The organism is Amycolatopsis tolypomycina (assembly GCF_900105945.1).
Taxonomy (GTDB): Bacteria; Actinomycetota; Actinomycetes; order Mycobacteriales; family Pseudonocardiaceae; genus Amycolatopsis; species Amycolatopsis tolypomycina.
Genome location: NZ_FNSO01000004.1, coordinates 5,419,692 through 5,432,385, shown reverse-complemented (window position 1 = coordinate 5,432,385; position 12,694 = coordinate 5,419,692). Strand labels below are relative to the sequence as shown.

Here is a 12,694-nt window from a genome sequence, read left to right as displayed (position 1 = left end):
TCGGTCGCCGAAGGTACCGAGGCTCGCAGTGATGTCCTGGGATGGCAAGGGGTTGATCGGCCGAATGGCCCTGTGTCGGGTGGTGGGCGGGCGCTACAGGGCCGGGGTGCGGAGTGTGTTGCTCAGCCGGGGATACACGTCCCGTACCGAGTGGTGGGTGCGCCAGCGGCCGAAGGACTGGGCCAGGCGCCGCAGGTCGTGGCGGACCGTCGCGGAGTCGACCAGTTCGGCGGCGTCGAGGACCCGCCGGCTGAGGGCGCCGGCGTGTTCGACCTCGCCGGCGGCGAGGTAGGCCAGTGCCCGGCGGGCACCGAAGCGGGCGTAGGCGCGGCGAGCGGTGTCCGGCAGGAGGAGGAACTGCTCGTCGAGGATTTCCGCCGCCTGCTGTGGCCGGCCGAGGTCGTGCAGGCACCAACCGGTCACCAGGGAGGTCAGGCTGGCGCCCGCGACCGACGCCGAACCCATCACCGGGCCGTCCGGTGCGGTGTTCTCCGGGGCGTCCAGGAGTTCCGCCGCTCGGTCGAGCGCCCGCCGGCACTGGTCGTAGTCGCAGGCCAGCGCGTGACCCTGGGCTTCGCGCAGTGCGGCGAGGCCGCGCACGCGTCGTGACATCCGAGGATCGGCCTGCGCCTGCCTGGCCAGGTCGATGGTGCCGGCGGCGTCGTCGCGGTAGAGCGTGATCAGCGCCTGCCGGATCAAGGCGTAGGTGGCCAGTTCCCCGTCACCGGCGGCGGTGCCGGTTTCCACCGCGATACGGGTCCACCACAACGCCGCCCGGTCGTCGCCGGCTTCCTGGGCCATCCAGCCGGCGTACTCCGCGTAGCGGGCGGCGAGCCGGAGCAGTTCTTCCCGTGCGGGGGAGGAGGCGGCGTTCGCCAGCCCGCGCAGGGTGTGGGTCTGGGCGATCACGGTGGGCAGCACCACGCTGGGGCTGGTGGTCTGGCCCAGCTGCCGGATCTGCTCGAACAACGCGCGGAAGGTCGTGACCGTGGCGCCGTGCTCGGCCGCGGCCGCGACGCCCTGGCCGCCGAGGCTCAGCCCGAACAACGAGGCGGCACCGGTCGCGAGCGCCTCGCGCCGAGCCATGGGTACCAGCCAGCTCGATCCGTCCGGGGCCATGCTCATCACCCACATTTCGCCACCGTGCTCGGCCGCGACAACCGTCGACGGGCTGTCGGGCGGGGATTTGCCGGCCAGGGCCACCAGTCGCCCACCGGCTTCGAGGACCGCGTCACAGCGCCGCGCCAGATCACTGCCGGGCAGCTTGGTCCCCGTTTCGATCTTGCCGAGATGGCCTTTGCTGTAGTGCACGCGTTGGGCCAGCATCGCCAGCGACCATCCCGCAGTCGTGCGGCGGCGCCGCAGTTCCGCGCCAAAAGCGTCCGGCTGGTCAGCCATGTGCACCCCCGGTGCCATCGACTGGTGACAAACAAGTGCCAGGCTAGCGGCCGAGGAGGCCGATGGCCCAGCCCCGGGACCGGACCATCGGCGACCGGATCCGAGACTCTCCCTGTCGCTGCATGCCACTCAGTCTGGGCCACCACAACACCCGATTCCCAGGCGTCGCCCGTCGCCAACAGGACAGGCGACGGCCACCCCCTGGATCGCGCCACCGGGCGGGCCCAAGGTGGAACCACAGCGCGACGGGTTCCCCGGCCAGGGGCCCGTCGGTACTGGGGGCAAGGGGGAGACGGCGGCGGGGCACCGGCATCGCATCGTGGCCCCGCCGCCACTCGTGAACGTTGGCAGTCAACGCCGGCGAAGTTGAATTTGCGCAATCGAGGGGAATGGGGTTGAAAATGTCCAAGGTTTTCGCGTCCGGGAAAGCCGCGAAGGTGGCGTCGGTCGCATCGTTCGCGCTGCTCATGTCCGTGGGAGTCGTCTCGACCGCACAGGCCGCGCCGAGCCGGCCGGCGTCCGCGGCGGCCGACTGCGTCAAGGCGGGTGGCGGCGACTGGTGCCACGGCTCCGGGATCAGCGGCCTCAAGAAGTCGTGCCACTCCAACTACAACCACCCGACCAACTACCACAGCTCGACCGCGGCCCTCGGCGCCGCGAACGACAAGCGGTACGCCAACGCCGGATCCTGGTCCAACGCCTACGTCACGAACGGTTTCAAGTGGACCTGCAACACCTGGTACAACCAGAACGCGTGATTCTTTTCTGACGCACGAAGAATGATCGCGTGAAGCGGGTGCCGGGTTCCGGCGAGCGCCGGATCCGGCACCCGCGGCAGCCACTCGACGAGAGTGATCGCAGATGAGACTGACTTTGTGCCTGCTCTTCGCGGGGGTCATGCTCGCCATCCCGGTGGTGGTTCTCCTCGACAAGATCCTCGAGCGGGAATCGGACGGCGAAACCGCCGCGTATCGCCTCGGAGTCGCGTTCGCCTGGCCCGAGAGCCCACGCGCCGACGATCCCGGCGTGGCGCTGCGCATTCTCACCGAGGCGGCCACGGTGACGCGCTCCGCCGTGCTGCGCACCGCCGTGAACACGGCACCCTCGGCACGGAAGCGCATCACGCATTACGTTCTGCTCGGGCAGGACCGGACGGCCCTCACGGACGAATTCACGTTGCGCGAAGGGCGCTGGCTGACCGCGGCCGAATCGCGCGGCGGTCCGGCGACCGTTTCCTCGGTGCGCGCCGGGGAAGCGGGCAACGTGGGTGTGCCTTCGATCCTCGGCGACCGGTACGACCTCACGTTCGCACCGCTGTTCCGGGCCTTCGACGCCTTGCCGACCGCCGGCCGGTACGTGGTCGAGGCTCCCGACCGGGCCGCCACGGACCGCTTCCTCGCCCTGGTCCACCAGCGACTGGCCGAGGCGGGGGTGGCCGGCCTGACGACCGCGGACCTGACACCGGAGCCGGGTCCGTCACCGGCCGAAAACCGGGCGAGCCTGGAACCCTTGACGGCCCTCCTCGCCGTCGCGGCCACGTTGATCGTCCTCTTCGTCCTCCTGCGCGAGGGGAGGCGCATCGGCGTGCTGCGGCTGCTCGGCCACCCCGGGACGCGCATCTGGTACCAGGTCGTGGGGCGAGTGCAGGCCGGGTCGATCCTCGCCGGGCTGGTCGCCTGCGCGGCCATCGTTCTCGCCGTTCCCGGTGTCGATGCGTTGTTCCTGCGTTCCCTCGCCGGCACGGTGATCCCGGTGACGGCGGCCGGATTCGCCGCGACGCTGGGCATCGGGCTGATCGTCATCGACCGCGCGCAAGTCTCGGACCTCGTCAAAGGAAGCCTGCAGTGAACGATCGAACGCGGCACAGCACTCCTCGGAGTCGTTCGTCCGCCGGCTTCGCCACCGCGGCGCTCGCGGTCGTGAAGGCCGTGAGCGGAGCGGTGGTGACCGTCCTGGCCGTCTTGGCGTGGCAGCAGTTCGCCGACCTGGAGAACCAGCGGGAGCAGATCGCGCCGTGGGAGAAGGTCCAGGGCTACGGCATCTTCTACCCCCGGCTCATCGGGAACGACCAGCAGGAGTTCGAAACCGGGGGCAACGCCTCGTCGGTCGCGGAGGCGCGTGACCTCTATCCCGTCCTCGACCGTGCGGGGGCGATCTTCATCGACGCCGCGAACTACGAGCCCAGCGCGCCTGGGGACCCCACGTCACGCTGGCCGGCACCGCCGATCCAGGTGAACACCAACTACCTCGAGCGGTACCCGATCCTGGACGAATCCCGGAAAGCCGTCGAGATCGATGACGGCGAACGGGCCTGGGTGGTCGCCGTGCCCGAGCAGTTCAAGCCACGCGAAGCGCAGATCAGGAAACTGCTGCAGGAAACGCGCACCGGGGGAGCGGGCATCACCGGCGCGGTTCAGGCGGAAGAGCGGATAACCGGGGAGCGGCCACCGGAATGGTTCACCGGTCAGCAGGTCCGGATCATCTGGACGGCGTCCGGGCAGCAGGTGTTCAGCTTCGACCCCCGGGTGAACCCCGGGAACGGGAACCTGATCACGGATCCCGTCATCCAGATCATGACGCCGTCGAACAGCCTGACCGTCGACCGGCTGAACTCGATCACCGGCGGGTTGAACACCGGGTTGAAGGTCCGCGTCGACGCAGACCCCGCCGTCGTGCTGAACGGGCTCGCCCCGAAGCTGGCGGAACTCAAGCTCGCCGACAACCTCCAGTACCTCGTGAGCGTGCACGAAGCCCTGACCACGCAGGCCAACGACGTGCACAGCGGCCTCACCCAGGTGACGGTGTTCGGGGGCGCGGCCTTGGTCGTCATGCTGACGCTGACCGCGACGATCACGATCATCGGCGCCGACCGGCTGCGCAGAAGACTGGCCGTGCGCCGGTTCCACGGCGTCGGGTTCGCTCGAACCTACCGGGAACTGCTGCTGACGCTGGGCGGGACGTGGCTCGGGCAAACCCTTCTCGCCGGTCTTGCCCTCGTCGTACTGGCGACGAGTACCGACCCGGTGTCCGGCGAGCAGGCGAGCTCGTTCGACCAGGGGCCGGCACTGGCGGCCGTGGCCGCCGTGACCTTGGTGGTCGAGGCTCTGGTCGTCGTCGCAACCGTGCTCGCCGTGGAACGCCGAAACGCGAGTAGGCGGCTGAAGGAGCTGTGACAGTGGAATTCGCCTGTGAACTCCTGGGAGTCCGGAAAACCTACGGCGACCGCCCGGTCCTGACGGATTTCGATCTCCGGATCCGGAAGGGGGAGTTCGTCGTCCTCACCGGCGCGAGCGGAACGGGGAAGTCCACCGTCCTCAACCTCATCGGACTGCTGGACGCTCCGGATTCCGGCCAGGTCCGCATCCTCGGCGAACAGGCGCCAAGGCCGCGGACCCGAGCGGCTAACCTCCAGCGCCGGTACCGGCTGGGGTACCTGTTCCAGAACTTCGCTCTCATCGACAACGAGTCGGTGGCCCACAACCTCCGTGTCGCACTCACCTATGCGGAGCGCGGAACCCCGAAGCGGGAACGCATCGCCCAGGCGCTCGCGCGGGTGGGGATGCCAGGAGCGGGAGACCGCAGGGTCTTCTCGTTGTCCGGCGGCGAGCAGCAGCGCGTCGCCGTGGCCCGGCTGTTGCTGAAGCCGTGTGACATCGTCCTGGCCGACGAGCCGACAGGCTCCCTCGACGCCGAGAACCGCGAGGTCATCCTCGACCTGCTGGGGAAACTCAACGAGTCCGGCAAAACCATCATCGTCGCGACGCACGACGACGCCGTGGCCGAACGCTGTTCTCGGGTGGAAGTCCTCTGCACGCGTCGCCCGACGGGAAGAAATCAAAAACAATGAGGAGGATCGATGGCTCGTTTCGGTTTCGGCAAAAAGTGCATCGCAGCGCTGCTCGCGGTCGGCGCCATACTCGCGGGAATGCTGGTCAACGCGGCCCCGGCGAGCGCGGCGGACCCGCAGTGCACGACCTACGTGTCCAACTCGGAAGGCCTTCTTCCGTCGACCAGATCCGGCGTGACGAATTGCTGGATGCTCCGGGGCAACAACAGTGACGGGGTGTGGGCCCTGCAGGTGTCCTTGACCTACTGCTACGGCCTGTACGTCGGCCCGAACGGTCCGGACGGCGATTTCGGGGGCAATACCTACAACGCACTGAAGACCGTCCAGCGTTACCACGGCATCACGGCGGACGGCGGCTACGGGCGGCAAACCCGCAGTGTCATGTACTTCTACCCGAGTTGCACCTGACCCGGTAGCCGGCACGCCGGATTCCCGAAGCCCGGACCAGCCGACACGGCCGTCGGCTGGTCCGGTCGGCGTCGCCGTCAATCCAGGCAGAACTCGTTGCCCTCGGGGTCGGTCATCACGATGAACCCGGCACTGAGCGGGGGTTCGGGCTCGAAGCGGCGCACCCGGGTCGCGCCGAGGGCGAGCAGCCGTTCGCACTCCGCCTCCAGCGCCGCCATCCGCTCCGCGCCCAGCAGGCCCGGGGCGGCCCGGACGTCGAGGTGGACCCGGTTCTTCGTGGTCTTGTCCTCCGGCACCTGCTGGAAGAACAGGCGCGGTCCCCGACCGTCGGGGTCTTCGACGGCGGAGCTGCGGTTGCGCTGGTCCGCCGGCACGCCGACCCGCTCGAGGAACTCGTCCCACGCGGCCAGGGGGTCGGCGCCCTCGGGCAGCTCGACGCCGGGCGGTGCGGGGTGGACGTAGTCCAGCACCTCACGCCAGAAAACCGAAAGGGCTCGCGGGTCGTGGGCGTCGAAAGTGACCTGGACGTGTCGGCTCATCGGGGTTCTCCGTCGGTCGTCGTCGGGCTGACCTTGCCCACCCTGCCACCGGAAGCGGACAGGAGCGGTCCTCGATTCGGCGGAAATGGACCTTCGCGACACGGTGATCACGAACGGCTAAGCTGGCGGACGCCACTGGTTCGCCCGGGCGCGGTGACGCGCGTGGGCGAGGCAACAGGGAACCCGGTGTGAATCCGGGACTGCCCCGCAGCGGTATGTGGGAACGAAAGCCGTCACCACGCGAGTGGTCAAGCACTGGACACGCAGTCCGGGAAGCGACGGCCGGTAGACCTGAGCTCGGCGCCCACGAGTCCGAAGACCTGCCCGTGGTGCGCGCGCCGACGGCGTGCGCGAGTCCGGGCCTCGCGGGATGGGCACGACCGAAACGCGGCTTTCTCGCGTGCTCGGACTCGGTGGAACGAGCTCGCGAGGAGAGAGCTGTGACCGAGATCGGCACCACGGTGCTGGGCTACCCCCGGATCGGCCCGGACCGGGAACTCAAGCGTGCCCTGGAACGCTACTGGGCGCACCGGATCGACCAGGACGAGCTGCTGGAAACCGGCCGTGACCTGCGGGAACGCACCTGGCGCACGCTGGTGGCGGCCGGGCTGGACTCCGTCCCGTCCAACACGTTCTCGCACTACGACCACGTCCTCGACACCGCGGCGCTGTTCGGCGCCCTGCCGGAGAGGTTCACCGGGCCGTCGCCGCTGGACACCTGCTTCGCCGCCGCGCGTGGTGCCCAGGGCGCTCCGGCGCTGGAGATGACGAAGTGGTTCGACACGAACTACCACTACCTCGTCCCGGAGCTCGGCCCGGACACGACCTTCACCCTGGCCGGGACCAAACCGCTCGACGAATACCTGGAGGCGAAAGCGCTCGGCATCGAGACCCGGCCGGTGCTGGTCGGGCCGGTGACGTTCCTGCTGCTGGCGAAGTCCACGACCGCGGGATTCCGCCCGCTGGACCTGCTCGACACCCTGCTGCCGCGGTACGTCGACCTGCTGCGCCGGCTGCGCGCCGCGGGCGCCGGGTGGGTGCAGCTCGACGAGCCCGCGTTCGCCGGGGACCGCACCGAGGCCGAGCTGAACGCCCTGATCCGCGCCTACCACTGGCTCGGCAAGGAGACCGGGCGGCCGAAGATCCTGGTCGCCGGCTACTTCGGCCACCTCGGGCGCGGGCTTGGCGTGCTGGCTCGCGCGCCGATCGAAGCACTGGCCGTCGACCTGGTCAGCGACGAGTCGTTCGTGGACGCCGTCGCGGCCGAACCGGCGTTGCGGGACAAGGAGGTGCTGGCCGGGGTCGTCGACGGCCGGAACGTCTGGCGCACGGACCCGCAGCGCGCGCTCGGCCGGGCCGCGACCCTGCTCGGCGTGGCGAAGTCCGTCAGCGTGTCGACGTCGTGCTCGCTGCTGCACGTGCCCTACGACGTCGAGCGCGAAACCGGGCTGCCGCGGCTGGCGGGCTGGCTCGCCTTCGCCCGGCAGAAGGTCGACGAGGTCGTGCTGCTCGGCCGGGCGCTGCGCGGCGAAGACGTCGACCTTTCCGGTGCGCGGCAGGCGGTCGCGGACCGGGCGGCGGCGACCGAGCTGGCCGACGAACACGTCCGCGCCCGGCTCGCGGCCCTGCGTCCCGACGACGCCGTCCGGCCGCCGCACGCCGAGCGCGCGGAAGCGCAGCAGGCCGCGCTCGGGCTGCCGCCGCTGCCGACCACGACGATCGGGTCGTTCCCGCAGACCACCGAGGTCCGCAAGGCCCGTGCCGCGCACAAGGCGGGCACGCTCGGCGCCGCCGCGTACGAGGCGGCGATGCGCGCGGAGATCGAGCGCGTGGTGCGGCTGCAGGAGGAGCTCGGGCTCGACGTGCTGGTGCACGGCGAACCCGAGCGCAACGACATGGTGCAGTACTTCGCCGAGCGGCTGGCCGGGTTCGCCGCGACCGAGCACGGCTGGGTGCAGTCCTACGGCTCGCGCTGCGTCCGCCCGCCGATCCTCTACGGCGACGTCTCGCGCCCGGCCCCGATGACGGTGCACTGGGCCCGCCACGCCCAGAGCCTGACGCCGAAGCCGGTCAAGGGCATGCTCACCGGCCCGGTGACGATCCTCGCGTGGTCGTTCGTCCGCGACGACCAGCCGCTCGCCGACACGGCCCGGCAGGTCGCGCTCGCCGTCCGCGACGAGGTCCGCGACCTCGAGGCGGCCGGCATCCGGATCATCCAGGTCGACGAACCGGCCCTGCGGGAACTGCTGCCGCTGCGCCGGTCCGGCCACGAGGACTACCTGCGCTGGGCCGTCTCGGCGTTCCGGCTGGCGACCTCGGGCGCCGCCGGGTCCACGCAGATCCACACGCACCTGTGCTACTCCGAGTTCGGCGAGATCCTGCCCGCGATCGACGCCCTGGACGCCGACGTCACCAGCATCGAAGCGGCCCGCTCGAAGATGGAGGTGCTGGCCGGGCTGGCCGGGTTCGGCCGCGGCATCGGGCCGGGCGTGTACGACATCCATTCCCCGCGCGTCCCGGACGCCGGGGAGATCGGCGAACTGCTGCACGCCGCCGCCGGCACGGTGCCCGCGGACCGGTTGTGGGTCAACCCGGACTGCGGGCTGAAGACCCGCGGCTACGCCGAGGTCGAACCGGCGCTGCGGAACCTGGTCGCGGCCGTGCGCGAGGTCCGGGCGGGGCTCGCGTGACGGGGAAGCCGACGTCGGCGTCGCGGCTGACGCTCTCGCAGATCATGGACGACCACGACACGAACCTCATGGGCACGGTGCACGGCGGGGTGCTGATGAAGCTGGTCGATTCGCTGGCCGGGGTCGTCTCGGCCCGGCATTCCGAGGGCGCGTCCGTGACCGCGTCGGTCGACGAGATGGTGTTCCGGGTGCCGGTCCGGGTCGGGGACGTGCTGCACCTGCACGCCCAGGTCAACTGGGCCGGCTCGACGTCGATGGAGATCGGCGTGCGCGCCACCGCCGACCGCTGGGACAGTTCGGTGCCCCCGGTCCACGTGGCCTCGGCCTACCTGGTCCTGGTGGCGGTCGACGACCACGGCCGCCCGCGGCCGGTGCCACCGGTGGTGCCGGAGACCGCGGAGGACCGCCGCCGGTACGCCGAAGCCGGGATCCGCCGCACCCACCGCCTCGCCCGGCGGGCCGCGATCACCGCGTCACGGACGGTCGCCTGAGGTCCCTTGGTGTGCGGGGCCGGTCCCCGCACACCAGGGGCGGGCCTGGTCGGCGAGCTGACGACAGAACCCCGGTTTTCTGCCTCACTGACGTTTGCGCTTCCCGAGGCGGGTACACCACGTCTGCGAGGGCATACCGAGAGGCGGGTACCACTGATGAAGCGCGAGACGGCCTGGCGCAGTGCGCGTGACCTCGGGTTGGCCGTGTGGCTGGGCGGGTCGCTGATGGGCGCGGTTGGGCTGAACGGCACCGCGGCGCGCGCCGCGGACCGGGTGGCGGCGGCGCGGATCACCAGTACCGGCTGGTCCCGGTGGACACCCGTCGGGGCTTGCGCCATCGCTGTGCACCTCCTCGGCATCGCCGGCACCGGAAAGCCCCAGCGCAGCCACGCGATCAGATCGGTGACCACGCTGGCAGCGATGGCCGCCTCCACCTACAGCTACGTCGTCGGCAAGCAGATCCAGCACGCGGCTCTCGATGGTGACCGGGTGACCACCGAGGCCGACCTGGATGCGCACCGCCATCGACGCCTGGTGCGCGCCGAGCGCGGTCTGGGGTGGGTCCAGTGGGCCGTGCCCGCGCTCACCGCCGCACTGATCGTCGACTACGCCCGAGCACTCCCACGGCCCCCGGATGGAGCCTCATGCGCGATCGCCAAGAGCCCGGCGAGTCCCGGACAGCGCGGGTCGTGCTGATCGTCGGGGCCACCAGCGGAATCGGCTTGGCCACGGCGGTCGCGTTCTCGGCACTGGCCGACAAGCTCGTCCTCGTCTCCCGCAGCGCCGAAGCGCTCGACGCCGCGGAAGCGGCCTGCCGACGTGCCGGAGCCGACGTGGTGGACACGATCGCCGAGGACATCACCGACCCCGCGGCCGCCGGGCGGCTCGTCGCCCGGACCCTGGAGCGGCACGGCCGGGTCGACGTCGTCGTGCACACCGCCGCCGTGATGGGGTACGGCAGCGTGGAGGAGATGCCGGCCGAGGTGTTCACCACCGTGGTCGACACCGCCGTCCACGGCACCCTCCACCTGGCCCGCGCGGTGCTGCCGGTCATGCGCGGCCAGCGCACGGGCACCTTCATCGGGGTCAACTCGCTGCTGGGCTCGATCACCGTTCCGCGGATGGGGGCCTACGCGGTGTCGAAATGGGGCCAGCGTGCGGTGCTGCGCACCCTGCAGCAGGAAACGCGGGACGAGCCCGGGGTGTCGGTCTGCATCGTCAGCCCCGGCAGCATCAACACGCCCATCTACTACCAGGCGGCCAACTACACCGGCCGCGCGGTCCGTCCCCCGTGGCCGGTCCTGGCGCCCGAACGGGTGGCCGCCGCGATCACCCGGCTGGCCGACCGGCCCCGCCGGCACGTGTCGGTGCCGATCGGCCCGGGCAACCCCCTCGTCATCAGCGGTTTCCGGCTGCTGCCCCGGCTTTACGACCGGCTGGTCGGGCCCCTGCTGAAGCTGGCCGTGCTCACCCGCACCCGATGGGCGCCGACGGCCGGAACCGTGCACCACCCGGCGCCCGCCGGGGAACGCATCCACGGCCGCTGGCCGTCCCCGGCTGCCGACCGCAAGTCTACAAAGGACTGACCCGGTCCGGGACGTAGGCTTCCTGGCGTCGTTCGGCGAGGTGGTGGCGGCCGCGCCGGGCGGCGGTCAGCTCCGCGTCGACGTCCAGCTCGGCGACGACCATGGCCGGCCGCGAGCCGGTCCGGGCGTGGGTCGCGCCCTCCGGGCCGACCACCTTCGCCAGGCCGAGGAACCGGGTCCCGTGCATGACCCCCGCCTGGTTCGCCGAGACGAGCACCACCTGGTTCTCCACCGCCCGCACGCAGTCGTAGACGTCGAACAGCCGGGCCTGGCGGTCCCGGGTCAGCGTCGGAGCCCGGCTGCTCGTCGCCCACGCGCACAGGCACGCGAGGACGCCGGCGCCGTCCGCGGCGAGGGCGCGGGCGGACTCGGGGAACGCCTTGTCGTAGTCGAGCAGCATCCCGAGCCGCCCGGCCGGGGTGTCGAACGCGGCGAACCCGCCGCCCGGCTGCAGGTGGAGCGCCTCGGCGGCGGACAGGTGCACCTTGCGCTGCCGGCCGAGCACGCCGTCGCCGGACACGCACGCCGCGGCCGAAAACCGTTCGCCGCTCTCGCCGGCTTCGCTGTACCCGAAGCACACCACCAGGTCCGCGGCCAGCCGGGCCACCTGCCGCACCTCGGGGCCGTCCGGGTCGAGTGCCGGCGGCAGGTGCTCGGGGTCGACCCGGCCGAAGTCGGCGAAGGCGCCGCCGAGCGTGCCGTCGGGCAGGACGAGGAGCGCCGCTCCCGACCCGCGGGCCTCCTCGATCAGCGCCGCAACGCGGCGAAGGTCGAACGCGAGGTCGCGGCCGAAGTGGGCGGCGGCCGTGGCGATCCGGGTGAGTCCCATCCGTTCTCCTGTGTCGTGGCCGGGGGTCAGCCGGGCTGCTGACCGCGTTTCAACGCCCAGCGGCGAAAGAGCTGCGTTCCGACGAGGGTCACGAGCAGGCCGGCGAGCAGCACGGTCCGGCCGACGCCACCGTCCGCCGCGGCGGGCAGGGCCTCCGCCGAACCGGTCGACTGGCCGCCGAGCCCCTGCATCCGTGCGTCGACCGCGGGGACCTGCGGCACCGCGGCCGGTCCGTACTCGTAGGCGACCCGGTCGGGCGGGATGCCGGGCCCGGGGATCCCGCCCGGCCCGGCCCCGGCCGGGAACTGCGACCCGAGCACCGCTTCGGGCAGGCCTGGGCTGGTGAACGTCGGACCGGTCGCCGCGGGCGTACCCGGTGCCGTCGACGTCAGGGTGCTCCCGGCCGCCGGTGGCCGCGCCCCGCCGGATGGCCGGGACGGCAGGGACGACGGGGCCGGGGCGGGCGTGCCGGGCTTGGTCGTGACCCCGCAGTTCGCGCCCAGCACCGCGCGCACCGCCGGGGACAGCGCGTCGATCACCGGGGCCAGCAGAGGGATCGGGCGCAGCGCGCCGAGCACGGCGTCGGCCACGGCGCTGCCCGGGATCAGACCGTCGGCCGGGCCGATCGACCCGAGCGTGATCGGCGGCAGCGCCTGCCAGACCCCGGTGAAGGCCGGGCGGAGCACGTTGAGCGGATCGAGCGGGGCCAGGGCCGACAGCAGGTGCGGGGTCACCGCCGCGGGCTTGAGCGACACCAGCTGACCCGGCTCGCCGTGCACGGTCACCGCGCAGCTGTCGAGCACCACCGGCTGCGCCGCCCCGGACGGTGTCGCGGTGGTGGCGGCGAGCGCCACCGACACGGCCGTGGCCGCGAGAACACGCCGCACACTGGGGAATTCCATCGCG

13 protein-coding genes and 1 riboswitch are annotated in these 12,694 nt (G+C 71.7%); of the genes, 9 read left to right on the top strand and 4 right to left on the bottom strand.

Going from position 1 to position 12,694, the window contains the following annotated elements:
• Positions 1 to 93: 93 nt before the first annotated feature.
• Positions 94 to 1,398: a helix-turn-helix domain-containing protein gene (locus tag BLW76_RS34375; protein WP_091315388.1), complete on the bottom strand. Its 1,305-nt coding sequence runs from the start codon at positions 1,396 to 1,398 to the stop codon at positions 94 to 96.
• A 401-nt stretch (positions 1,399 to 1,799) separates the two neighbouring features.
• Here BLW76_RS34375 and BLW76_RS34370 point away from each other — a divergent pair, with 401 nt between their 5' ends.
• The 5 genes from BLW76_RS34370 to BLW76_RS34350 all read left to right on the top strand — a co-directional run bounded on the left by BLW76_RS34370 (position 1,800) and on the right by BLW76_RS34350 (position 5,653).
• Complete coding sequence (locus BLW76_RS34370; protein WP_167384833.1) at positions 1,800 to 2,156, top strand: lactococcin 972 family bacteriocin; 357 nt, start codon at positions 1,800 to 1,802, stop codon at positions 2,154 to 2,156.
• Between the two features lie 103 nt (positions 2,157 to 2,259).
• Entirely contained in the window at positions 2,260 to 3,246 is a 987-nt protein-coding gene (locus BLW76_RS34365; RefSeq protein WP_143060738.1) for a hypothetical protein, read from the top strand.
• The gene (locus BLW76_RS34360; protein WP_091315382.1) at positions 3,243 to 4,571 is read left to right on the top strand and encodes a hypothetical protein; all 1,329 of its coding nucleotides are present in this window, start codon (positions 3,243 to 3,245) and stop codon (positions 4,569 to 4,571) included. Before BLW76_RS34365 ends, BLW76_RS34360 begins: the two co-directional genes overlap by 4 nt.
• Positions 4,568 to 5,245, top strand: coding sequence for an ABC transporter ATP-binding protein (locus BLW76_RS34355; protein ID WP_208613449.1), 678 nt, complete (start codon positions 4,568 to 4,570; stop codon positions 5,243 to 5,245). Before BLW76_RS34360 ends, BLW76_RS34355 begins: the two co-directional genes overlap by 4 nt.
• A 9-nt stretch (positions 5,246 to 5,254) precedes the next feature.
• Positions 5,255 to 5,653, top strand: coding sequence for a peptidoglycan-binding domain-containing protein (locus BLW76_RS34350; protein ID WP_091315379.1), 399 nt, complete (start codon positions 5,255 to 5,257; stop codon positions 5,651 to 5,653).
• Between the two features lie 77 nt (positions 5,654 to 5,730).
• On the opposite strand, the gene BLW76_RS34345 is transcribed toward BLW76_RS34350, so the two are convergent.
• Positions 5,731 to 6,192, bottom strand: a complete 462-nt coding sequence (locus BLW76_RS34345; RefSeq protein ID WP_091315376.1) for a VOC family protein — start codon at positions 6,190 to 6,192, stop codon at positions 5,731 to 5,733.
• A gap of 119 nt (positions 6,193 to 6,311) precedes the next feature.
• A riboswitch (cobalamin riboswitch) is annotated at positions 6,312 to 6,534 on the top strand.
• A 98-nt stretch (positions 6,535 to 6,632) separates the two neighbouring features.
• Between BLW76_RS34345 and metE the strand changes: the two genes are divergently transcribed.
• The 4 genes from metE (at position 6,633) to BLW76_RS34325 (ending at position 10,959) form a co-directional block, all read left to right on the top strand.
• The gene (gene metE, locus BLW76_RS34340; protein ID WP_091315375.1) at positions 6,633 to 8,882 is read left to right on the top strand and encodes a 5-methyltetrahydropteroyltriglutamate--homocysteine S-methyltransferase; all 2,250 of its coding nucleotides are present in this window, start codon (positions 6,633 to 6,635) and stop codon (positions 8,880 to 8,882) included.
• A complete protein-coding gene (locus tag BLW76_RS34335; RefSeq protein ID WP_244170452.1) occupies positions 8,879 to 9,373 on the top strand; it encodes an acyl-CoA thioesterase in 495 nt (164 codons plus the stop codon). Before metE ends, BLW76_RS34335 begins: the two co-directional genes overlap by 4 nt.
• A gap of 156 nt (positions 9,374 to 9,529) precedes the next feature.
• A complete protein-coding gene (locus BLW76_RS34330; protein ID WP_091315372.1) occupies positions 9,530 to 10,069 on the top strand; it encodes a hypothetical protein in 540 nt (179 codons plus the stop codon).
• The gene (locus tag BLW76_RS34325) at positions 10,018 to 10,959 is read left to right on the top strand and encodes an SDR family NAD(P)-dependent oxidoreductase (protein WP_091315370.1); all 942 of its coding nucleotides are present in this window, start codon (positions 10,018 to 10,020) and stop codon (positions 10,957 to 10,959) included. The genes BLW76_RS34330 and BLW76_RS34325 overlap by 52 nt, the downstream gene beginning before the upstream one ends.
• Here BLW76_RS34325 and BLW76_RS34320 read toward each other — a convergent pair.
• Complete coding sequence (locus BLW76_RS34320) at positions 10,946 to 11,788, bottom strand: carbon-nitrogen hydrolase family protein (RefSeq protein WP_091315368.1); 843 nt, start codon at positions 11,786 to 11,788, stop codon at positions 10,946 to 10,948. The genes BLW76_RS34325 and BLW76_RS34320 overlap by 14 nt on opposite strands.
• A 26-nt stretch (positions 11,789 to 11,814) precedes the next feature.
• Complete coding sequence (locus tag BLW76_RS34315) at positions 11,815 to 12,690, bottom strand: hypothetical protein (protein ID WP_091315365.1); 876 nt, start codon at positions 12,688 to 12,690, stop codon at positions 11,815 to 11,817.
• Between the last annotated feature and the right edge of the window lie 4 nt (positions 12,691 to 12,694).

Coding starts and splice junctions, on each gene's coding strand:
- BLW76_RS34325 (WP_091315370.1), top strand. CDS start 10,018: ATGCGCGATCGCCAAGAGCCCGGCGAGTCCCGGACAGCGCGGGTCGTG.
- BLW76_RS34320 (WP_091315368.1), bottom strand. CDS start 11,788: ATGGGACTCACCCGGATCGCCACGGCCGCCGCCCACTTCGGCCGCGAC.
- BLW76_RS34345 (WP_091315376.1), bottom strand. CDS start 6,192: ATGAGCCGACACGTCCAGGTCACTTTCGACGCCCACGACCCGCGAGCC.
- BLW76_RS34365 (WP_143060738.1), top strand. CDS start 2,260: ATGAGACTGACTTTGTGCCTGCTCTTCGCGGGGGTCATGCTCGCCATC.
- BLW76_RS34330 (WP_091315372.1), top strand. CDS start 9,530: ATGAAGCGCGAGACGGCCTGGCGCAGTGCGCGTGACCTCGGGTTGGCC.
- BLW76_RS34315 (WP_091315365.1), bottom strand. CDS start 12,690: ATGGAATTCCCCAGTGTGCGGCGTGTTCTCGCGGCCACGGCCGTGTCG.
- BLW76_RS34350 (WP_091315379.1), top strand. CDS start 5,255: ATGGCTCGTTTCGGTTTCGGCAAAAAGTGCATCGCAGCGCTGCTCGCG.
- BLW76_RS34370 (WP_167384833.1), top strand. CDS start 1,800: ATGTCCAAGGTTTTCGCGTCCGGGAAAGCCGCGAAGGTGGCGTCGGTC.
- BLW76_RS34375 (WP_091315388.1), bottom strand. CDS start 1,398: ATGGCTGACCAGCCGGACGCTTTTGGCGCGGAACTGCGGCGCCGCCGC.